25 protein-coding genes and 1 tRNA gene are annotated in these 22,486 nt (G+C 31.7%); 24 read left to right on the top strand and 2 right to left on the bottom strand.

The annotated features are described in order from the left end of the window. Nucleotides 1-8 precede the first annotated feature (8 nt). The 19 genes from minE (at nucleotide 9) to G9F71_RS17695 (ending at nucleotide 14,981) form a co-directional block, all read left to right on the top strand. Entirely contained in the window at nucleotides 9-272 is a 264-nt protein-coding gene (gene minE / locus G9F71_RS17785) for a cell division topological specificity factor MinE (RefSeq protein ID WP_124998269.1), read from the top strand. A 98-nt stretch (nucleotides 273-370) separates the two neighbouring features. Continuing rightward, nucleotides 371-1,474, top strand: coding sequence for a rod shape-determining protein RodA (gene rodA / locus G9F71_RS17780; RefSeq protein WP_372481133.1), 1,104 nt, complete (start codon nucleotides 371-373; stop codon nucleotides 1,472-1,474). Nucleotides 1,475-1,494: 20 nt separating this feature from the next. Continuing rightward, entirely contained in the window at nucleotides 1,495-1,866 is a 372-nt protein-coding gene (locus G9F71_RS17775; RefSeq protein WP_124998265.1) for a methylglyoxal synthase, read from the top strand. 151 nt (nucleotides 1,867-2,017) lie between these two features. After that, nucleotides 2,018-2,404: an endopeptidase gene (locus G9F71_RS17770; RefSeq protein WP_164949120.1), complete on the top strand. Its 387-nt coding sequence runs from the start codon at nucleotides 2,018-2,020 to the stop codon at nucleotides 2,402-2,404. Between the two features lie 29 nt (nucleotides 2,405-2,433). Then, nucleotides 2,434-3,294 carry a M50 family metallopeptidase gene (locus tag G9F71_RS17765; protein ID WP_164949119.1) on the top strand — a complete coding sequence of 287 codons (861 nt, stop codon included), beginning with the start codon at nucleotides 2,434-2,436 and terminating at the stop codon, nucleotides 3,292-3,294. A gap of 204 nt (nucleotides 3,295-3,498) precedes the next feature. Next, nucleotides 3,499-5,352, top strand: a complete 1,854-nt coding sequence (locus G9F71_RS17760; RefSeq protein ID WP_164949118.1) for a TIGR03960 family B12-binding radical SAM protein — start codon at nucleotides 3,499-3,501, stop codon at nucleotides 5,350-5,352. Then, entirely contained in the window at nucleotides 5,303-6,043 is a 741-nt protein-coding gene (locus tag G9F71_RS17755) for a TIGR03936 family radical SAM-associated protein (RefSeq protein ID WP_164949117.1), read from the top strand. Before G9F71_RS17760 ends, G9F71_RS17755 begins: the two co-directional genes overlap by 50 nt. 21 nt (nucleotides 6,044-6,064) lie before the next feature. After that, on the top strand, nucleotides 6,065-7,507 hold the full coding sequence (locus tag G9F71_RS17750; RefSeq protein WP_164944492.1) for an Rne/Rng family ribonuclease: 1,443 nt from the start codon (nucleotides 6,065-6,067) through the stop codon (nucleotides 7,505-7,507). Nucleotides 7,508-7,648: 141 nt separating this feature from the next. Next, on the top strand, nucleotides 7,649-7,960 hold the full coding sequence (rplU, locus tag G9F71_RS17745) for a 50S ribosomal protein L21 (protein ID WP_164944491.1): 312 nt from the start codon (nucleotides 7,649-7,651) through the stop codon (nucleotides 7,958-7,960). A 2-nt stretch (nucleotides 7,961-7,962) separates the two neighbouring features. Next, nucleotides 7,963-8,295, top strand: coding sequence for a ribosomal-processing cysteine protease Prp (locus tag G9F71_RS17740; protein ID WP_124998251.1), 333 nt, complete (start codon nucleotides 7,963-7,965; stop codon nucleotides 8,293-8,295). Between the two features lie 4 nt (nucleotides 8,296-8,299). Continuing rightward, the gene (gene rpmA, locus G9F71_RS17735; RefSeq protein ID WP_124998249.1) at nucleotides 8,300-8,611 is read left to right on the top strand and encodes a 50S ribosomal protein L27; all 312 of its coding nucleotides are present in this window, start codon (nucleotides 8,300-8,302) and stop codon (nucleotides 8,609-8,611) included. A gap of 53 nt (nucleotides 8,612-8,664) precedes the next feature. Beyond that, nucleotides 8,665-9,201, top strand: coding sequence for a Spo0B domain-containing protein (locus G9F71_RS17730; protein WP_164944489.1), 537 nt, complete (start codon nucleotides 8,665-8,667; stop codon nucleotides 9,199-9,201). A gap of 66 nt (nucleotides 9,202-9,267) precedes the next feature. Further along, nucleotides 9,268-10,551, top strand: a complete 1,284-nt coding sequence (gene obgE / locus G9F71_RS17725) for a GTPase ObgE (RefSeq protein ID WP_164949116.1) — start codon at nucleotides 9,268-9,270, stop codon at nucleotides 10,549-10,551. Nucleotides 10,552-10,628: 77 nt separating this feature from the next. Continuing rightward, on the top strand, nucleotides 10,629-10,919 hold the full coding sequence (gene yhbY / locus G9F71_RS17720; RefSeq protein ID WP_124998243.1) for a ribosome assembly RNA-binding protein YhbY: 291 nt from the start codon (nucleotides 10,629-10,631) through the stop codon (nucleotides 10,917-10,919). Nucleotides 10,920-11,087: 168 nt separating this feature from the next. After that, nucleotides 11,088-11,690, top strand: a complete 603-nt coding sequence (gene nadD, locus G9F71_RS17715) for a nicotinate-nucleotide adenylyltransferase (RefSeq protein ID WP_164949248.1) — start codon at nucleotides 11,088-11,090, stop codon at nucleotides 11,688-11,690. Nucleotides 11,691-11,739: 49 nt separating this feature from the next. Next, complete coding sequence (gene yqeK / locus G9F71_RS17710) at nucleotides 11,740-12,312, top strand: bis(5'-nucleosyl)-tetraphosphatase (symmetrical) YqeK (RefSeq protein ID WP_164949115.1); 573 nt, start codon at nucleotides 11,740-11,742, stop codon at nucleotides 12,310-12,312. Nucleotides 12,313-12,316: 4 nt separating this feature from the next. Next, nucleotides 12,317-13,579: an LCP family protein gene (locus G9F71_RS17705; RefSeq protein ID WP_224626464.1), complete on the top strand. Its 1,263-nt coding sequence runs from the start codon at nucleotides 12,317-12,319 to the stop codon at nucleotides 13,577-13,579. A gap of 69 nt (nucleotides 13,580-13,648) precedes the next feature. After that, nucleotides 13,649-14,032: a RidA family protein gene (locus G9F71_RS17700; RefSeq protein WP_164944486.1), complete on the top strand. Its 384-nt coding sequence runs from the start codon at nucleotides 13,649-13,651 to the stop codon at nucleotides 14,030-14,032. Between the two features lie 7 nt (nucleotides 14,033-14,039). Beyond that, nucleotides 14,040-14,981 carry an RluA family pseudouridine synthase gene (locus G9F71_RS17695; protein WP_164949114.1) on the top strand — a complete coding sequence of 314 codons (942 nt, stop codon included), beginning with the start codon at nucleotides 14,040-14,042 and terminating at the stop codon, nucleotides 14,979-14,981. Between the two features lie 50 nt (nucleotides 14,982-15,031). Here the strand turns inward: G9F71_RS17695 and G9F71_RS17690 are convergent, their stop codons facing one another. Then, a complete protein-coding gene (locus G9F71_RS17690; protein WP_164949113.1) occupies nucleotides 15,032-16,315 on the bottom strand; it encodes a D-alanyl-D-alanine carboxypeptidase family protein in 1,284 nt (427 codons plus the stop codon). 149 nt (nucleotides 16,316-16,464) lie between these two features. On the opposite strand from G9F71_RS17690, the gene G9F71_RS17685 reads away from it, so the two are divergent. The 5 genes from G9F71_RS17685 to G9F71_RS17665 all read left to right on the top strand — a co-directional run bounded on the left by G9F71_RS17685 (nucleotide 16,465) and on the right by G9F71_RS17665 (nucleotide 21,923). Further along, complete coding sequence (locus tag G9F71_RS17685) at nucleotides 16,465-17,172, top strand: helix-hairpin-helix domain-containing protein (RefSeq protein WP_164949112.1); 708 nt, start codon at nucleotides 16,465-16,467, stop codon at nucleotides 17,170-17,172. A 119-nt stretch (nucleotides 17,173-17,291) separates the two neighbouring features. After that, entirely contained in the window at nucleotides 17,292-18,320 is a 1,029-nt protein-coding gene (selD, locus tag G9F71_RS17680; protein ID WP_164949111.1) for a selenide, water dikinase SelD, read from the top strand. Nucleotides 18,321-18,387: 67 nt separating this feature from the next. Then, nucleotides 18,388-19,776, top strand: a complete 1,389-nt coding sequence (gene selA, locus G9F71_RS17675; protein ID WP_164949110.1) for an L-seryl-tRNA(Sec) selenium transferase — start codon at nucleotides 18,388-18,390, stop codon at nucleotides 19,774-19,776. Nucleotides 19,777-19,819: 43 nt separating this feature from the next. Further along, nucleotides 19,820-21,736: a selenocysteine-specific translation elongation factor gene (selB, locus tag G9F71_RS17670; RefSeq protein WP_164949109.1), complete on the top strand. Its 1,917-nt coding sequence runs from the start codon at nucleotides 19,820-19,822 to the stop codon at nucleotides 21,734-21,736. Nucleotides 21,737-21,826: 90 nt separating this feature from the next. Continuing rightward, nucleotides 21,827-21,923: transfer RNA gene (locus G9F71_RS17665), tRNA-Sec, on the top strand. A gap of 91 nt (nucleotides 21,924-22,014) precedes the next feature. Here G9F71_RS17665 and G9F71_RS17660 read toward each other — a convergent pair. Beyond that, nucleotides 22,015-22,296: a hypothetical protein gene (locus G9F71_RS17660; protein WP_164949108.1), complete on the bottom strand. Its 282-nt coding sequence runs from the start codon at nucleotides 22,294-22,296 to the stop codon at nucleotides 22,015-22,017. Between the last annotated feature and the right edge of the window lie 190 nt (nucleotides 22,297-22,486).

Below are 22,486 nucleotides of genomic sequence, written 5' to 3'. Positions count from 1 at the left end.
GAACTTTAATGAATTTATTTAAAATGTTTTCTAATAAGGATCTCTCAAAAGATATTGCCAGTGATAGATTAAAACTAATTTTGATACATGATAGAGCAGATTTCTCACCTGATTTTTTAGAAATGATTAAGTGCGACATATTAAAGGTAATATCAAAATATGCTGAAATAGAAACCGGAGAAATTGAAGTTAGATTAACAACAACGGAAGAATATGAAGGAAGCTCGCCAGCACTAGTAGCCAATATTCCTATAAAAAAAATAAAAAGATAATCTATTAAAGACTATGTATAATTAACAACTTATGCATAGCTTTTTTTTTGCAATATGATATAATCATATTTGAGATGGAGGTAGGTCAAAGCATGAAAATTTTACAGAACCTAAAGCTTAATAAAAAACTTTTACGAGAATTAGATTATAGTGTAATTATATATGCAATTTGTATAGTGATTTTTGGTTGCTTAAATATTTATAGTGCCACTAGAGGATCATATTATCCTAAATTGCAAATTGCGTGGCTGATATTAGGACTTATAACAGTGTATCTTATTTTAATATTTGATTATATTTTAATTAAAAATTACGCTATTATAATATATTGGGCAGGGATTTTATTGCTAATAATTGGTGATTTTGTTTTTAAAACTATTACCAATGGTGCTAATTCTTGGATAAAAATTGGTAGCATAGCGATACAACCATCAGAATTTGCTAAAATTGGTATGATAATAATACTAGCTAAGAAATTAGATGACATGGAAGGTAAAATTAATGATCCTAAAAATTTATTTATATTAATATTTTATGCGGCAGTGCCAATGTTATTAATTATCATTCAGCCGGATATGGGAATGACTATGGTTAGTTTTTTTATAGTACTAGGGATATTTTATTGTATAGGACTGGATCAAAAAATTATAATCGGGGGGATAACCTCAATTATATTGATAATTGTAGGGGTTTGGAATTCACCAATTATGAAAACTTATTGGAAAGGAAGACTAACATCTTTTCTAAATCCTGAGCAATCTGAACTAACTTATGGGCTTCAGCTTATTCAATCAAAACTTGCTTTAGGTTCAGGGGGGGTTCTAGGTCGCGGCTTCGGAAAAGGAATTCAATTTAATTCTGTTCCAGAAAACCATACAGATTTTATTTTTGCGGTTTTAGGGGAAGAATGGGGACTTATTGGTGCATTAGTATTAATACTTTTATATGGACTTCTTATATATAAATTAATAAAAATAGCAAAAAATTCTAAAGATGTTTTTGGAACTGTAATATGCGTAGGATTTATTTCTAATTTATTATTTTCAATAATGCAAAATATTGGTATGACCATGGGTCTTATGCCTATCACAGGAATAACCCTACCATTTATGAGTTATGGTGGAAGCTCGCTTTTAACAGCCTTTATGTCGCTAGGACTTGTGCTCAATGTAGGTATGAGGAAAAAGAAAATAAACTTTTAATAAAATTAGGGGGAGAGAATATGAGAATAGCACTAATAGCACATGATAAAAAAAAGGAAGATATTATTGACTTTGCAAATCGTTATAAGGATACACTAATGCAGCATGAATTATATGGAACGGGAACAACAGGAAAGTTAATAACTGAAAAAGTGGGACTGACCGTTAGTAGATTTTTATCAGGACCGCTAGGAGGCGACCAGCAAATAGGCGCAAAACTAGCACAAGGGGAAATGGATATGATAATTTTTTTAAGAGATCCACTTACAGTACAGCCTCACGAGCCAGATATTTCAGCACTTCTTAGATTGTGTGATGTCCATTGTGTTCCACTTGCCACAAATTTAGGGACAGCGGAAGTTTTGATGAGAAGTTTAAGAAATCGTGAATAAAGCAACATAAAATAACAAGCACTGCATATTTTGCAGTGCTTTTTATTTTTAAATCATAAATATATACTTTTTCTTTTTACTTATAATATGTAATATAAATGGATAATTTTAAATATATATAAATAGTAAAATAATGAATTAGGAGGATAAAATGGGCAATTATAATACGCAGTATCAAAGCTATTATAATAATTTGGCTAAAAGACAGGGGAGCACAAATAATTTTGCCGGTGAAAGTAACAGGCAAGGTGGAATATGGAATTTCTATATAAAGAGATTAACAAGGGAACTTATTGGCGTACTTACATTGTTTATAATTGTATTACTTTGCAAAGTAGTAGTCACGACTAAAACTCAATATGTTTATAATTATTCAAAGGAAATAATAAATAAAAAATATGATTATAGTATATTAATAGATAAGGCCAAGGGTTTTAAAATAAAAGATATAGAAATTATTACAGTAAATTTTATGGAGAAGATTAAGAGCGCAATTTCAAATGAAAATGAGTTAAATAATAAAAACATTGGGCTTTGATTATTTTAGTAATTACTATGGGGGATTAATTGATAAGAATAAGTAAATTGTTTTTGCCGTACATTATATTGCTATTGATACTAGGGTTTAAAGGAGAAATTATAATAGCCTTTTTTCTAGTGTTCATCCATGAGTTAATGCATTATTTAACTGCCAGAATTTTGGGATTTTCGGGTTTTGATATAGAAATACTTCCTATAGGGGCCGTACTTAAGGTTAAGGATTTAGATGAGGCAAGTGCTAAAGAGGATATAATTATTTCACTATCAGGTCCTTTATTAAACCTAATACTGGCAGCTGTTTTTTATATTTTATTTATATTTTTTAATAGACCTTATTTACATTTAATATGTAGTAGTAATTTAGCTATAGGTATTTTTAATCTTATCCCAGCCTTCCCATTGGACGGTGGAAGGGTCCTTCGGGATATACTTAGTGTTAAAACTATATATAGAAAAGCTAATGAAATTTCTGTTAGGGTTAGCATGATCATTGGAAGTATTTTCATGTTCATATATTTTGTAAGTGTTGCAGCAAATAAGAGCAATTTCAATTTAGGACTAATTTCTATGTTTATTTTAATATCTTCAATTAAAGAGAAGGAAAGGATAGTATATTTGATTATGGGCTATATTATTAAGAAAAAATACAGATTTATAAAGAGAGGATATATAGAGAATAGAAGTATGTCTATTTTTTATAAAAAGGATTTATTATCGGCTCTCGGAATGGTTGATAAGAATAAGTATAATTTATTTACGGTACTCGATGAAAATATGGCTGTGCTAGAAATTTTATATGAAGAAGAAATAATTCAGGCAATAAAGGCTTATGGAAATATAAGCTTACTTTCCTACATTGATATTAAGAAAGGGAAAAATACACTATGAAATGGAATCTTAAAAAATAACTAGTAAATATATCAGTTTATTAAAGACTGATATATTCACTAGTTATTTTATTTGAGATGAATAAAACTAATTTTCGTTTTGAAATTTAACTTTCATGTGTTAAAATAAAATAATGCAAGAAAGGTAAGGTAGATTGAGATGCAATTATTAGCTGCCTTAGTGAAAAAACCAGGAGGGATTTCTATGAACAAAATTTCTGATGATATTTTATTTAAAGTTGAAAAGCCTGCCAGATATGTAGGCGGAGAACTTAATTGTTGTTATAAAGATATAGAAAGTGTGGATATAAGATTTGCTTTTTGTTTTCCAGATGTATATGAGGTGGGGATGTCCCATTTAGGAAGCAGAATACTTTATCATGTTTTAAATTCTAGGGCTGACACCTATTGTGAAAGGGCTTTTGCTCCTTGGCCAGACATGGAAAAACAAATGAGAGAAAATGATATAGCCTTGTATGCACTAGAGAGCAAAGATTCACTAAATGAATTTGATTTTTTAGGGTTTACTCTCCAATACGAGATGAGTTACACCAATATACTTAATATGCTAGATATGTCAGGTATAACTATAAGAGCCTCAAAGCGAGGCGAAGAGGAACCTATAATAATGGCTGGGGGTCCTTGTGCTTATAATCCAGAACCACTACATGATATAGTGGATTTCTTTGAGATTGGTGAAGGCGAAGAAATAATGAATGACGTTTTAGCTGTTTATAAAAAGTACAAAGGAAAAGGGCAGAAAAAAGAATTTCTAAGAGAAATATCTAAAATAAGAGGAATATATGTGCCTTCACTATATGAGGTATCTTATAACGAGGATAACACTATTCGTGAATTTAAGCCTAAATATCCAGATGTTCCTAGTCGCGTTGTGAAAAGGTTCGTTGCAGATTTTAATAAGGTTGCCTATCCAGAAGAAACGGTAGTTCCATATATAGAAATAGTACATGATAGAGTAATACTCGAGACCTTTAGAGGATGCACCAATGGATGTAGATTTTGCCAAGCGGGGATGATATATAGACCAGTAAGAGAAAAAACTACGGATACTCTTGTAGAGGCAGCAGATAAGCTACTAAAAAGTACAGGATATAGAGAAATATCACTAAGTTCACTGAGTATTTGTGATTATTCAGATATACACAACCTTATAGCTACTCTTATGGAAAAAAACAAAGAAAACCACCTTAGCGTATCTTTGCCTTCCATTAGAATAGATTCTTTTTCTGTGGATTTAATAAATCAAATACAAAAGGCAAGAAAAACTGGCTTAACATTTGCACCAGAAGCAGGAACCCAAAGAATGAGAGATATTATAAACAAGGGTGTTACAGAAGAGAAAATATTAGAAGCTGCTAGTAGTGTATTTGCTTCCGGTTGGTCAACTATAAAGCTTTATTTTATGGTGGGGCTTCCTTATGAAACTATGGAAGATGTACGTGGTATTGCAGAGTTATCAGATAAGGTTGCAGGAGAATACTTTAAAATTCCTAAAGAAGTAAGAAAAAGAGGGCTAAGGGTTACTACAAGCTCTGCTATATTTGTACCAAAACCATTTACACCTTTCCAATGGGCACCGCAAAGCACCATGGATGAGGTAGTAGAAAAAATTAAAGCAGTTAAGTATGCTATAACAAGTAAGGCAGTTACATACAACTATCATGAATCTATAGTTTCATACTTAGAGGCGGTTGTTGCTAGAGGAGACAGAAGAATTTGTGATGTTATAATAAAGGCTTTTGAAAAAGGCGCAAAATTCGATGGTTGGTCTGAGCATTTCAATTTTGAAATATGGAAGGAAGCTATGGAGGAATGCAACGTGGATGGTAGTTTCTATGCTTACAGGGAGAGAAGTTACGATGAGATACTTCCTTGGGATTTCATAGATATTGGAGTGAATAAAGAGTACTTAATTTTAGAAAATGAAAAAGCTAAAAAAGCAGAATTAACACAAAATTGTAAACTAGGATGTACAGACTGCGGTGTTAATGTTAATTTTAAAGAAGGGACGTGTTTCCATAGTGCGTTATCTAATTAAGTATACTAAAGACAGTGAGATAAAATTTATTGCTCACTTAGATTTAATGAGAACCCTACAAAAAATAATTAAAAGATCGGAACTTCCAGTAGAATACTCAAAAGGTTTTAATCCTCACATGGCAGTTTCTATTGCACAGCCATTGTCTGTAGGAACATATTCTAATGGAGAATACATGGATGTAGTTTTAAATTGTGAGAACGACGAAAAATATATTATGGATAAAATGAATGATAATTCGCCCAGGGGAATCAAAATTTTAGACGTGGTAAAAGTTATTCCTGGTGAAGGGAAAAAACCGTCACAAGCTATGGCAACTATAGATGCTGCAAAATATACAATTAAACTAAAGTGTACGGAGGAAGAGGACGGATTAGAGATTTTACAAAGCCTCCTTGCCAAAAGCGAATGGAACATTATTAAGACTAGTAAAAAAAGTGGTGAAAAAATGGTTAATATAAAACCATTAGTGTATAAATTCGAATATGAGGTAGAGGGTTCTATACTTGTTATAAGGACGCTTGTTGCTTGTGGAAGTCGCAGTAATTTATCAGCGCAGTTACTGGCAGATTACATTGTGGGAAATACTTCTTATATCAATAAAGAGGCTTTTGTTGATATAGAGAGAGAAGAAATGTATGGAACTAAAGACGATAAATTAGTCACTCTTAGCGAGTTTTTTAAAAATTAGTAAAACAGGAGCTGAGTTAAAGTGAAAGAAATATATATTGAAAGACAAGAAGAATTTCTAAGAATAGCTATAAAAGAAAATAACAAATTAAAGGAATGCTTCATAGAAGAGGATTCAAGTGGTCCTATCCCCGGAGAAATATATAAGGGTGTTGTAAAAAATATTGTTCCAGCAATTAAGTGTGCTTTTATAGATATTGGGCACAATAAAGATTGTTATATGTATTTAGATGAAAAGTTTAATAATACAAAGATAAAAAAAGGCGACGAAATAATAGTTGAAATTTTAAAAGAGGGAATAGATAAAAAAGGAGCAAAAGTTACTAGTGCTTTTGGTATTGCAGGAATATATTCTGTAATTGTAAACATGAATAAGGACATAAGTTTTTCTAAAAAAATAAACAATAGTGATTTTGAAGATATGGTAACTAGTGGATTAAATAAACCAGAGGATGTAGGGGTTATGATTAGGACCAATGCCTTTGATGTAGACCTTAGCGTTCTAAATGATGAAGTTGAGGAATTGTATGAAATATACAAAGGGGTTATAAATCATGCTCAGTATTCAAGGAATCCTATTTTGCTGTTTAGCGATGCTGGTGCAATAAATAGAACTCTACGTGATATTTTAGATAAAAACACTTTTAAAATAGTATTAAATAATGAAAGTGATTTTGAATACGCAAAAAAATTTACAGATCACAGGTCTGATATCTCAGTAAAGGTTGAGCTTCATAAAGAAAGTAGAATGTTATTTGATTATTACGGAATAGAAAAAGAAATACTGAGTCTAAGAAATCATAGGATATCATTAAAATGTGGAGGAAATATTGTAATTGACAAAACTGAGGCAATGTATGTAATTGATGTCAATTCTGGAAAGAATGTTAAGAGTCATTCCTTGCAGAAGACTGCACAAAGTACTAATATTGAGGCAGCTGACGAGATTGCAAGACAAATAAGACTCCGAAATTTAAGTGGAATCATTATAATAGACTTTATTGACATTGAAGATTTAGAGGTTAGAAAAAGCATACTAAATACTCTAAGAATAGGCTTTGCAGACGATAAAAATAAGACTGTAGTTTATCCCTTTACGCAACTGAATTTAGTTCAAATTGCAAGGCGTAGGCGCGGAAAGTCTATATATGAGTTTATTGAGGAACCTTGCAAGCATTGTCTTGGTAAAAGCAGTAGGGTTAAATTATCCTATATTCAGTTTTTGATAAAAAATGAAATTTCTAAGATTCATAAAGAACAGGGCATAAAAGATATATATATAGAAATTGATGGAATTTACCAAAAGGATATCATGGAGGACGTTTTAGAATTTGCAACGCAAATAGGAGCACTAGAAAATAGTGTTTACGTGAATTTTATACCTCACTTAGAAAAATTCAAAGTGGAGTCGCTAATTTTTGCAAATCAAATAAGAAATTTGCAGACATATAAGATATATGGGTAAATAGGCTTTACAAAGGTGTAGATATATGTTAAAATGGCTTTTGTAGACCGCTCACACAAGGTTATGAAACATACTTGATTATAGAAATCACATAGTGGTATGTACCTGGGATGGCGAGACTGGATCAAGGAGGTGTATTTTATGTACGCAGTAGTACTTACTGGTGGAAAGCAATACAGAGTTCAAGAAGGAGACGTTTTATTCGTTGAGAAATTGGATGCTGAAGTTGAAACAACAGTTGAATTTGGAGATATTCTTGCAGTAGGCAAGGAAGAGGGTTTAGTAATTGGAAAACCTCTAGTTGAAGGAGCTAAAGTTGTTGCTAAAGTATTAGCACAAGGGAAAGCTAAAAAAGTTATAGTTTTCAAATTCAAGAGAAAGTTAGATTATAGAAAGAAACAAGGACACAGACAATCATATACTAAGATTCAAATTGAGAAGATTGAAGCTTAATTATGGTTAAAGTTGAATTTGTTCGAAGAGCAAGTAAAATAGTTTCTTTTAAAATAAAAGGTCATGCTTTGCCAAAAGAAGAACAATTAGGTGTAGATTTAATTTGTTCTGCTATTTCAGCAATTTCTCAAACTACAGTAATTGGGATTGAGGAAGTTTTGAAAATTAAAGTGAAGTATTATATAGAGGATGGATTTCTGAATGTAAATTTGGAAAATCAAACTTTGGAAGATATTGAAAGATGTCAAGTTTTATTAGAAACAATGATGCTTGGACTTAAAAGTATAGAAATTACTTATGGTGACTATATAAAACTAGAAACAGAGGAGGTGTGATACTATGCTAGTTATTAACCTTCAGTTATTTGCTCACAAAAAAGGAGTAGGTAGCTCAAGAAACGGTAGAGATAGTGAATCAAAAAGACTTGGGACTAAACGTGCAGACGGTCAATTCGTTCTTGCAGGTAATATTTTAGTAAGACAAAGAGGAACAAAAATCCATCCAGGAACAAATGTTGGAATAGGTGGAGACGACACTCTTTTCGCTAAAGTTGATGGAGTTGTAAAATTCGAAAGAATGGGAAAAATGAAGAAAAAAGCAAGCGTTTATCCTGTTGATCAAGAAGTAGAAGCAATTGCAATGGCTGAATAGTTTAAGGCACCCTTAAAGGGTGCTTTTTTAAAATTCTCTTTCGGAGGATAGTAATGAATGAATTAGAAAATTATATAAGCTTACTTAGAAAACAAAGACACGATTTTATGAATGATCTTCAGGTTATATATGGTTATTTGCAGATTAAAAGACCTCAAGGTGCATTAGAATATATAGATAGATTATCTAAGCAAAATGAAACTATTAGTGAAATTTACAAATTACAAGATGATGGATTTTCACTATGCCTTGAGAATAACATTAAAAAATTATGGGCAAATGAAGTTAAAGTGGAAATAGATATTGAAATCAGTAATTTTAAAAATAAAATTTTTGAAAATGAATATAATAAAAAAAATGATTTGGTTAACACTATATTTATGGAGATAGAAGCTACTGATCAAAAATTTGTATATATTTATATATTTCAAGATGAATTAGGCGAAAGTTTACTCCTTGCCAATAATGAAGCCATGTTAGGCGAAATAAGTTGGATGGATGAATGGCAGCAAATAGATATGGCGATAGATGGTTTTAAAATTTATAGATGTGATTTTGATAATAATATAGCTTATAGATTAATATTCTAAGAAATTAGAGTTTAGTTAATAGATTAAAATACAAAATAGAAAATGCGCTAAGGTAAGGTGAAATATATGTTTATTGATACAGCCAAAATTTTTGTTAAATCAGGTAATGGTGGAAATGGATCAGTTTCCTTTAGAACAGAAAAGTATATACCTCTGGGTGGACCGGATGGTGGAGATGGTGGAGACGGTGGAGACGTAATACTGGTAGTTGATGCTAGTATGACAACTTTATTAGACTTTTCATATTCAAGAAAATTCGTAGCAAAAAATGGAGTACAAGGTTCTGGATCTAAATGTTACGGAAAAGCTGGAGAAAAATTGTATGTAAAAGTTCCAATGGGTACAATTGTACGAGATTCAGAAACAGATAAAATAATGTGTGATTTATCACATGATGGTCAAACTTTTGTAATTTGCAGAGCTGGAAAAGGCGGAAAAGGTAATGTTAAGTTTTGTACACCTACAAGGCAAGCGCCAACCTTTGCTGAACCTGGAATGCCAGGAGAAGAAAGATGGATTAAGCTTGAACTTAAGTTACTTGCTGATGTTGGACTACTAGGATTTCCTAATGTAGGTAAGTCAACTTTGCTTTCAGTAGTTTCAAAAGCAACACCTAAAATAGCTAATTATCATTTTACCACTTTAAAACCAAGTTTAGGAGTAGTAAATGTGAAAGGCATACCGAGTTTTGTTATGGCTGATATACCAGGAATAATTGAAGGAGCAGCTGAAGGAGTAGGTCTTGGAATAGGATTTTTAAGACATATTGAAAGAACTAGAATGCTTATTCATGTGGTTGACATTTCAGGAATTGAAGGTAGAGACCCTGTAGATGACTTTATAAAGATAAATGAAGAACTTAAAAAATATGACGTTAAATTATGGGATAGACCACAAATAGTAGCTGCTAATAAAAGCGATATGTTATTTGATGATGAAGTTTTTGAAAACTTTAAGAAAAAATTAAACGCAATGGGATACGATGATAGTAAAATATTTAAAATATCTGCAGCTACAAGTCAAGGCGTAGAAGCACTGATGAAAGAGGCAGCAAGAATGTTATCTACTATTCCAGTTGTAGAACTGGTAATAAAAGATGAAGATAAATTCATAATAGAAGAAAGGAGATTCACCTACACTATTAATGTAGATGAAGAAGGAACTTTTGTTGTTGAAGGAAGCTTTGTTGATAGATTGCTAAATGCTGTAAATGTAAATGAACCGGATTCTCTTAAATATTTCCATAAAGTATTAAGAAATAAGGGAGTATTTGATGCACTAGTTGAAAAAGGAATTCAAGACGGGGATTCAGTAAGATTACAAAACTTTGAATTTGAATTCTTATTATAATCAATGACAAATGACCAATGACCACAATTGATCATTGATCATTAAAAATTGATCATTGCTCAAACTAGGAGGATATTATGATTACAAGTAAGCAAAGAAGTTATTTAAGAACCCTTGCAAATCCATTACAACCAATATTTCAGCTTGGAAAAGCAGGGGTAGAAGAAAATTTTTTAAAGCAGTTAAATGAGGCGCTAGAATCTAGAGAGCTTATTAAAATTAAAGTTCTAAATAATAGTGGATTAACTGCTAGAGAAGCATCCGATATAATTTGTGAGGCCATAGGTGCTGAAGGAGTTCAGACTATTGGTAGCAAATGCGTATTATACAAAAGGTCTTTAAAAAAGCCTACAATTGAATTACCATAAAAGCATGTAATTTTACATGCTTTTTCCTCTATGGAAAATCATATTTTGTGTTATTATTTTCCAAGTTGTCCATGAAAAACATACTATTAGTATGTGGCGCTGTAAGCCGAAAGTAGTATAGTGATTGCTAAAAGTTTTGATACCTTATTAGAAAATAAAGAGGGTGTTATATTGAAAAAGGCCATTTTTGGAGGAACTTTTGATCCAATTCATATCGGGCATATTCATATTGCCTATGAAGCATTATACAGTTTACATTTAGATAAAATTATATTCATGCCTGCAGGAAATCCACCACATAAAAAGAATAAAAAAATTACAAATGCTAAAATTAGATATGATTTAGTTAAAAGGGCAATAGAATCTGAAGTCGACTTTGAAATAAGTGATTATGAAATAAATAAAAAAGAAAATAGCTATACCTATGAAACTGTTGAACTTTTTAGCGGATTGCAACGTAATATAGAATGGTATTTTTTAATTGGCGTAGATAGTTTAATGGAGCTAGATAAGTGGAAAAATGTAGAGAAAATTTTCAATAGTTGTAAGATTGTAGTTTATAATAGGGCGGGATTTACAGCGCAGGAAGTTGCGAAAAAGAAGCTCTATATAGAACAAAAGTTTAATAAAAAAATAATTTATATTGATATGCCAATTATAGACATATCTTCCACGCATATTAGGAACAATATAAAAGAGGGTAGGCAAGTTAATTATCTTTTGCCTAGAGGCGTAGAGGAAATTATTCATGTAAACAATCTATATAAATAAAACCATCTGTAATTATCTTCTGCAAAAGATGAATATTAGGAGGAGTTAAATGTGGAATGAGAAAGAAATGCTCCATTATTTACATACAAATTTAAGTGAAAGCAGATTGAAACATAGTTTAAGTGTTAGTGAAACAGCGGTAACTCTCGCAGCTAAATATGGAGAAAATATAGAAAGTGCAAGAATTGCAGGATTAGTTCATGACTGTGCTAAGAATGTAAAGGGTGCTGAGCTTATAAAAATAGCTAGTGAGCATGAAATACATATAGACGAAATATATACAAATAACCCAGCAATTTTGCATGGATTAGTTGGAAGCATAATAGCTAGAGAAATAATGGGGATCCAAAATGAAAAAATTTTAAGTGCTATTCGCTATCATACTACTGGCAGAAAAAATATGAGTATTTTGGAAAAGATAATTTATATATCAGATTATATTGAGCCATTAAGAAAGTTCAAAGGTGTAGAGGAACTCAGAACCTTAAGTTTGATGAATTTAGATGCAGCAGTAATGCAGTCTCTTGAAAATACCATTATCTATGTTATAAGCCAAAAGGAATTATTACATATAGATACAATTCACGCAAGAAATTATTTATTAAGTAAAAATAGAAGGTGATAAGATGAAGAAAAAAACAAAAAGAAAAGTAAATTATAAAAAAATTGCAATTGGTACTATTGTTTTTGTGGTGACAGCTGCTATATTAATTTTTGCAGGTTTATATTTATATTTATCTAGTTTTAACAATAGTGCAGTTGATTTATCTAAAAAAGGCGTAGGATCTAAGTTAAGTAAGGGTGAGGTAGAACAAATAGTTAAGAATGGAGAATCTTGTAACATATTGGTCATGGGTGTAGATGTAGGTACTCCTGGTGCTACAAATGCCAATGATCCTAAGAGGACAGATACACTGATACTCGCACATTATGATGCAAAAGATAAAAAAATAAGTATGGTTTCTATTCCTAGAGATACTTTAATTAAAATAAATAACAAAAATCAAAAAATTAATGCTGCCCATGCTGTTGGTGGTGTGACTTATACTGTTGATGCCGTAGAAAAGCTATTAGGTATTAATATTGACTATTACGGTAAAATTAATTATGAAGGCTTTAGGAAAGTTATCGATGCTATAGGTGGAGTGGATATTGATATAACAAGAACCATGAGTTATGATGATCCCACTCAAAATTTAAGCATTCATTTTGAAAAAGGTAAAATTCATTTAGATGGTAAAAAAGCTGAAGAATTTTTTAGATGGAGAAAAAACAATGATGGAAGTGGCCTGGCAGATGGAGATTTAGGCAGAATAGAAAACCAACATATGTTTATTAGTAAAATCATGGATAAAATAAAAAGCCCAGGTATATTAATTAAGGTTCCAGGTATTTTAAAAGCAATTGAAAGCTCTGCGGAAACTAATATGGAAGCTAAGGATATAATTAAATATGGATACATATTTGCAAGTAATAAGGGCCAGTTATCTATGGATACCATAAAGGGTGATTTAAAGCTAATAAATGGTCAATCATATTTAGTATATAATGAAGCTCAAAATAAGACCATTATCTCAAAATTATATGATAATAAAGCGATATATGTTGATAAGTCAAAACTTAGAATAAAGATAATTAATGGCACTAAAAAATCAGGCCTGGCAAGTGATTTTTCAAAATATTTAGTTGAAAAAGGCTATAATAAACCTGTAACAGAAAATGGTGGCACTGCTAGTAAATCTAAGATTTCAGTATACAATGGCAATAACGATATAAAAACTGCTCTAATAAAAGATTTTAAAATAGACAATATTGAGTTTTTATCGTCAACACAGGAAAAATTTGATATAATAGTCTTGTTAGGTGAAGACCATGAATACATGTATTAATATTTTTTACCTATCAACATTATATAAAGATAGTTTTAAAACTATCTAAAGTTATGAGGAGGAGAAAAAATGGAAAAACAGATTATAAGCACAATTAAAGCACCAGCAGCTCTTGGACCATATTCTCAAGCAGTAAAAGTTGGAAATATGGTATATACTTCAGGGTCACTTGCAATAAACGCAGCTACTGGAGAATTCATAAATGATGATATAAAAAAAGCTACAGCACAATCATTAGAAAATTTAAAAGTTATATTAGAAGAAGCAGGAACATCATTAGATAAGGTAGTAAAAACTCTAGTATTCTTAAAGGATATGAATGATTTTGCTGATATGAATGAAGTATATGCACAATATTTTACATCAAATCCACCAGCTAGATCTTGCGTTCAGGCAGCAAAACTTCCTAAGGATGCATTAGTAGAGATAGAAGTAATCGCGATTGCTGACTAATAAATTATTGCCGACTAATAAATTAACATATGTGGTTAAGGAAGATATTCATGAAGTTAAATTAAGAGATTATTTAAAGTATGCAGAGAATTTATCTAGTAGATTTTTAAAAAGCTCAGGACTTAGTGGGAAAATAAGTGTAAATGATAAAGTTGCTAGGCTAAATCATAGAATAAATTCAAATGATAAAATAGAAATTGACATGAAGAGTAATGAGCATCAAAACATTGAACCAGAGAAGATGGACCTAGATGTTATATATGAGGATATAGACCTTATAGTTATAAATAAGAGTCCGGGCATAGTGGTTCATCCCACAAAGGGATATCCCTTTGGGACACTTTCTAATGGAGTTTCATATTACTTTAAAGAAAGAAATGAAAAGTGCATTGTTAGGCTAGTGAGTAGATTGGATATGGATACTTCAGGTCTTATAATAATTGCAAAAAATCAATTTGCACATATGGCCTTAGCGAGAGATATGCAGAGTAAAGACTTGCAAAGCAAAGACGTGAACTGCAAAACCTTTGAGAAGAGTTATATGGCGGTTGTACATGGTAATATGAAAAATAAGTCAGGTACTATTGATTTGCCTATTGGAAAACCCAATGAAGAGGGTGCAAAAAGAGAAGTGTGGGAAGAAGGACAAAGAAGCATAACTCATTATGAAGTTATTGATTCTTTTAAAAATGGTGACCTTTTAAAATTGATTTTGGAAACTGGTAGAACACATCAGATTCGTGTTCATTTAAGTCATATTGGACATCCGATTTATGGTGATAGTCTCTATGGAGAATCTGAAAGTCATTATATTGAGAGGCAGGCACTTCATGCTTATAAATTAATTATTCCTCACCCAAGAACTGGTGATGAACTTATACTCCAGTCACAGCTTCCGGATGATATAGTGAAGTTAATAAGCAAACTAAAAGATGAAAGTGAAATATAAGAAAGCACTAGGTTTATACTATTTAGTATGACCCTAGTGCTTTTTATGTTTTATCTTTTACTATTTATATTGTCTGCAAATTTCCTCAACTTGGTTTTTTTTCTTCTTCTTATATGACTCAATCTAAAAAATACTATTAATACTGCAATGATAAAAGCAAAATATTTTATTAAAAGTGCAGAACTTTTCGATTTTTCTGAATCGCCTTTTAAAAAACCATTGTTTTGGGAAGAAGGTTTAGAATAATTTACTCCGCTAGACAAATCTAAATTGTAAGAATCTTTATCAAAAGTAATTGTTGCTTTACTTATTTTATCACCTTTAACAATAGAAGAGGGTTTTAAATTTTTTTCTTCAGTCTTAATAACTGGAGTTGAAGCTTCCGTTGAATTTTTAGCTTTAACAATATAAAAATCTCGCGATGCAAGCAGTGGAATCGATGTACCATCATCTAAAGTTACTTTTGATACTTCATCATTTACATTAAAATATTTAAATAGCTCAAAATTATCAAATCCATAGTTTAATAGTTTTATACTGTCTGGAAAAAAAGTTTTTTTAGAGTCGTGTACAAGAGCTACTATAAGCTTTTGACCATTTCTACTAGCTACGGCAATATAAGAATGTTGAGATTGAATAGTGTAGCCTGTCTTTCCACCTTCACAATCTTTATAATAGTATTGGTCGTTTTTTTGTATTAGCCTATTACCATTGGAAAGGGGACGTTTTTCTGCAGATTTATTAGTTGATGCCATTGCATATGAAGGAGTTATGGCTATCTTTTTGTATTCCTCATGTTTAGTAAGTTCCTGCATAATCAAAGCTAAAGCGTAGGCTGAAGTTTTATGATTAACATTATATAAGCCATTAGGATTCACAAAATTAGTGTTTTTACAACCTAGTGAATTTGCTCTCTCATTCATAAGTAATGCAAATTTTTCTGTGGAGCCACTTACATGCTCGGCCAGGGCTACAGCGCAGTCATTAGCAGAAGCTAATATCAATCCGTATAACAATTCTTTTACAGAAATCTTTTCGCCTTCAAATAGATATATTTTTGAACCATCTGCCATCTCCGCATTTTTGCTTACAGTTACCACATCGCTTAAATTACATCTTTCTAAGACTAGAAGTACAGTCATTATCTTAGTAGTGGAAGCTGGGGGATAAGCAGAATTCTTATTTTTTTCATAAAGTATTTTACCTGTAGTAGCATCCATTAAAACTACACTATCAGCTGATGCCACCGGTGGAGTTACTAATGCTTGTACCGCTAGGGATACATTAAAAAGCAAAAAAAATGATGCGAATATTATTGTAATTAATTTCCTCATAAATTACCTCCCAGTTTTCAATACTTACATTATATCAAAATAAATCTTTCTTAGCGACAGTATTTACGAAAAGTTGTCAATAATTTTATATATGAAGGTAAAATAAATTAGTGATTGTTTACCATTACTGAGGATGGAAAGGAGAAATTATGAAAAATAAAGAAAAAATAATTGGGTCTATAATTATTCTATGTATAAGCATTGTATTTATAATTGTTGGATATACAATGTCAGGTCCAAAAGAATCTATTAAGGATACAGATTATAAAGATATATTTGTAGAAACTGATAAAGCTTCAGAAAAAAAGGATGCAAATAAAAGTGTTACTAAATCGAATACAGCTATAAAATCAAATATAGCACTTCAATCAAATGCAGCTGTTCAATCAAATACAGTAGAAGATAGTAATATTAAAGTGGACATAAAGGGTGCGGTAGCATGTCCAGGTGTCTATGAAATAAAAAAGGAAAGTAGGGTGAATGACATTGTAAAGCTAGCGGGGGGTGTTACCCTAGATGCAGACCTTTATGCTACAAATCTTTCTCAAAAACTAAAGGATGAAGATTGTATTGTGATTTATAAAAAGGGTGAGGCAGATAAGCTGCAAAAGTCTCAGAGTAAAAGCAGTGATTCTATGGTTTCAAGCTCTAAGGTAGCGAAGGATATTGTTAACATAAACACTGCAAATAAAGAAGAATTAAAGACTCTTACAGGTATAGGAGATACAAAAGCGGATGGGATAATTAAATATAGAGAAGAAAACGGAGGGTTTAAGTCTGTAGAGGAGTTAAGAAAAGTAGATGGTATTGGAGAAAAGACCTTAAGTAAATTTATAGATAAGGTAGACATAAAGTGACTAATGGTATAAAATTATCTTGAAGAATTAGTAATAATTATTACTAATTAGAGATAACTACGAGGAGGGAAAACAATTGATAATTGTTTTCTGCCCCAGAGAGCTACAAGGAGGTTAACATGGAAAAAAGACTTACAGAACTATCAAAAACCTCTGGCTGAGCAGCGAAAATAGGGCCAGGGGCCTTGGCGAAGATACTAGATAAATTACCTAAAATGGAAAGTGAAAACTTAATTGTTGGAATTGAAACCTCAGATGATGCAGCAGTGTATAAGTTAAGCGATGAAATTGCAGTAATTCAAACCTTAGACTTTTTTACACCTGTGGTAGATGACCCTTATATCTTTGGGCAAATAGCAGCAGCAAATTCATTAAGTGATGTTTATGCTATGGGAGGCAAACCAACACTCGCTTTAAATATAGTATGTTTTCCTAATTGTTTAAATATAGATATACTTGGACAAATTTTAAAAGGTGGAGCGGATAAAGTAATAGAAGCTGGAGCAATAGTAATAGGTGGGCATTCAGTACAGGACGATGAACCTAAATACGGTCTATCTGTTATGGGTATAGTACATCCAGATAAGGTGCTTAAAAATTACGGCTGTAATGTAGGGGACCTTCTAATTTTAACAAAGCCCCTGGGTACGGGTATAATTACTACCGCAATAAAAGCTGAAATCGCTTCAAAAGAAGCTTATGACATTGCAGTTTTGGTTATGAGTACTTTAAATAAATATGCTGGAGAAATTATTATGGAGCATGAGATAAGTGCTTGTACGGATATAACGGGCTTTGGTATTATGGGTCACTGCTATGAAATGGCTAAGGGATCAGATGTAAGCTTCAAATTATTTAAAGAAAATATACCATACATAAAAGAAGCTAAAGAATATGCAAAGATGGGACTAGTGCCTGCAGGTAGCTATAACAATAAAGCATACATAGAGGGTAAATATGAACTTAGGAGTATACCTGAGTGGCTAGAGGATATATTATTTGATCCTCAAACTTCAGGTGGTCTTTTAGTATCTTGCACAAAAGCTGAGGCAACAAAACTTATGAGTAGGTTAAATGAGTTAGAATTAGAATCACAAATTATTGGAGAAGTAATTCCTTTGCAAGATAAATATATAATTGTGGAGTAAAGAAAACACTCCATACTAAAAGGCTTATGGTGATGATTTAACAAAATAAATGCGGGGTGGAATTACCATGAATAGAGAATTATTAAGAAGCTTACCTAAAGTAGATGAGCTTCTTCAAGAAGAAACTATAAAGAAGCAATTAGAAAGTAACATAAGAGTTCTTGTATTAGATTCTTTAAGAGAGGCTATAGAACTTTATAGAAAAGCAATTCTAAATGATGAAATACAAGCATTAACCAAGGAAGAAGTAATAAGCTATTCTATTAAACTATTAAATAAAAAGAATAGTCCAAAGCTTAGAAAAGTTATAAATGCTACGGGAACTGTGGTTCATACAAATTTAGGTAGATCTCTTTTATCAAAGGATGCAATAGATCGTGTAATTAATGTTGCCGAGAATTATAACAATCTTGAATATGACATTGAAAAAGGCAAAAGAGGCTCTAGATATTCACATATAGAAGACATTCTTATAAAAATAACTGGCGGCGAGGCCGCTATGGTGGTAAACAACAATGCAGCAGCAGTTATGCTTGCACTAGATACATTGTGTAGGGAAAAAGAAGCAATAGTGTCTAGAGGGCAATTAGTTGAAATTGGTGGGTCTTTTAGGGTTCCTGAAGTTATGAAATTTAGTGGTGCTAAACTAGTAGAGGTAGGTACAACTAATAGAACTCATTTATACGACTATGAGGATAATATTACAGAAAATACAGGAGTACTATTAAAAGTACATACTTCCAATTTCAAGATTATGGGCTTTACAGAGGAAGTATCTATAGAAGACTTAGTAGTGCTAGGAAATGGAAAAGATATACCCGTAGTTGAAGACATAGGAAGTGGAGTGCTAATAGACTTTTCAAAATATGGATTTGTCTATGAGCCAACAGTTCAGGAAAGTATAAAAAAGGGTATAGATGTAGTAACCTTTAGTGGAGATAAGATGTTAGGTGGTCCTCAAGCTGGAATTATAGTAGGAAAAAAGAAGTATATTGATAGAATGAGGAAAAATCAATTAACTAGGGCGCTCCGGATAGATAAAATGACTTTGGCAGCTTTAGAAGGTACGCTTGCACACTATTTAGAAGAAGCGGAGGCTATAAAAAATATACCAACTTTAAATATGCTTTTATGTAATAAAGAAGAACTTAAGAAAAGCGCTAAAAAACTAAAAAGAATGCTTCAAAATAAAACTGATAAATTCACTTTCACTATAGATAATGACTATTCAATGGTTGGTGGGGGTTCTATGCCCACAGAAAAAATAGAAACTTATGTTATAAAAATAAAAAGTGAAAGCTACGGCGCGCAGCAAATAGAAGAGATTTTGCGAATGAATGAAGTAGCTATAATTGTAAGAATTAATAATAATGAAGTTATAATGGACCTTAGGACACTATTCGAAAAAGATTATGGGCTTATTGTAGAGGCTTTTAAAAACATGCAAAATGTATAATTAACTTGCATGCCCATATTTTTATGGAAAGGATGTTGCTTGTATGAAGCATATTATTATAGGAACGGCAGGGCATATAGATCATGGAAAGACTACCTTAATTAAAGCATTAACCGGTAGGGAGACAGATACTTTAAAAGAAGAAAAGGACAGAGGTATTTCTATAAATTTAGGATTCACTTATTTCGATTTACCATCTGGCAGAAGAGCTGGACTTATTGACGTTCCAGGTCATGAAAAATTCATTAAAAACATGCTAGCAGGAATAAGTAGCATAGACGTGGTTCTATTGGTTATAGCAGCAGATGAAGGTATTATGCCTCAAACTAGAGAGCATTTTGAAATATTGCAATTACTAAATGTTAAGAAGGGAATTATAGTTCTTACAAAAGCAGATTTGGTTGATGTTGAATGGATCGAAATGATTAAAGGTGATTTGAGGGATGAATTTAAGGGCACATTTTTAGAAGATGCACCTATTCATGCAGTATCCTCAAAAACAAAAATGGGATTTGATGGCTTAGTTAGTGATATTGATAAAACCACAGAAGATGTTTCCGGTAAAGATACGGAAGGTCATTTTAGGTTACCCGTGGATAGAGTATTTTCTGTAAGTGGGTTTGGAACGGTGGTAACTGGAACAATAATAAGTGGAAGAATAAAAGTGGGAGATACGGTAGAAGTATATCCTTCAAAGGTAGTTACAAAGGTTCGTGGCATTCAAATCCATGATAAACCTGAGGAGTTTGGAGAAGCAGGGCAAAGATGTGCTATAAACCTGGCTAATATAAAATTAAGTGAAATAGGCAGAGGCGATGTAGTTTCTAAACTAAATATAATGGAGCCTTCTTTTTCAATAGATTGTTCGCTTTACTATCTAAAGAGTGCAGAAAAACCACTAGTTAATAGGCAGAGAGTTAGATTATATCATGGAACGGATGAAATCCTTTGTAGAGTTGTTATATTAGATAAAGAAGAAATAGCACCAGGGGAAAGTGCTTATGTACAATTAAGACTGGAAAAACCTATAAATGCTCAAAGAAATGATAGATATGTAATTAGAAGCTATTCACCTATGCATACTATAGCTGGGGGCACTATTATTGAACCTGCTGCGCAAAAGGCTAAAAGATTTAATGAAAAGTATATAGAAGATCTTAAAATTAAAGAAAGTGGTAAAACTGAAAATATCTTAGAGAATACTCTTAGCAAATTAAGTGGGGATTATCCAGATGCTTCTGTGATTTTAAAAGCACTAGGTAAAAATGAAGAAGGCATAGAAGATAAATTACAAACACTGGTAGATGATAATATAATAATTAAATTAACATCTTTAGATAAGACAATATACATACATAAGAGTTTTTTTAAGCAAAAGATAGAGGAAATAGAGGAACTCTTAATAAAGTATCATAGAGAAAATCCACTTAAGAGTGGTATGCCAAAAGAGGAAATAAAAAATAAGGTTTTCGGAAAAAATATAAAGCAGAAAACATATGATGAAATGTTATTGCTTATGGAAGATAGAAATGCTATAAAAATATATGAAAAATCTGTATGTTTATACGAATTTAGGATACAATATACAGTGGAGCAAGAAAAATTAAAACAGAGCATTATTGCGGCTTATGATAAGGGTAGGTATAATACCCCTAAATACACTGACTTAGCTATAAATGAGAAGGATAAAAAGACCTTTAAGATGGTTTTTGATTCCCTTATGGATAATGAAGAATTAATAAAAGTAGCTGAGGATTGTATTTTTACAAAAGAGCATTATGAAAATTCAATAACAATTGTATGTAACTACATTAAAGAAAACGGTAGCATAGCGGCAGCAACCGCTAGAGGAGTATTTGACACAAGTCGAAAATTTGCAGTAGCGCTTTTAGAACATTTTGATAGCATAAAATTAACAAAAAGAGTAGAAAATGATAGAGTGCTATATAAAGATAGTTAAAAATAGGGACTAAATATTAATTCATTCGACAAAATTATGCATATTGCTATTGAATATAGTGATAAGATATGCTATAATTAGCATGTTCCTGGGAGTAGATAGGTGCTGGTGTGCCTGCCAGTCTTCAAAACTGTGTTGTCGTGCTAATACCACGATGGGTGTGTTCGATTCACACATATTCCCGCCAATTAAATCGACATATTGCGGCTTAGATACATAATTTTTTATGTTATCTGGGCCGCTTTTTATATACAAAAAAAAGAGCCTTAAGCTCTTTTTTAATTTCCCTGGATATTCTCAGTTTCTACGATATCTAAAGTTGCTTCGATATGCTCTATTCCAGTGTCATTAATTTTATAATTTCCTCTGTCCTCTTGTTTTTTTATAAACTTCTTATTAATTAGTGATTCAAGTGATGCCTTAAATAATCTAAGATCACCCTTACCCTTACCTAAATTAATACCTAACTTTATTTTTGCTACGCTTTGTGGGGATGCAGCTTTATTTTCATAAAGATAGTTTAATACGTTACCTTCAGTTTCTTCTATGTTATCTTTCATAAGTACCTCCTTTAGTAATAAATTTATTTAGCAATAGTACTTAATTATACTACATCAGCTAGTTAATAAAAAGGTATAGTTTAAGGCCGAGATTTTTATATGTGAGTATGTGAGATAAACACAGGTAAGGTTAGCTAACCACTGAATATATTGTAAGGGCCTTCAAATTCATTACTAAATGCTTGAATAA

Source organism: Clostridium sp. FP2 (assembly GCF_011065955.2).
GTDB classification, from domain to species: domain Bacteria; phylum Bacillota; class Clostridia; order Clostridiales; family Clostridiaceae; genus Clostridium_AD; species Clostridium_AD tagluense.
The sequence above is the reverse complement of the archived record's forward strand: the minus strand, read 5'-3'. Positions and strand labels throughout refer to the sequence as shown.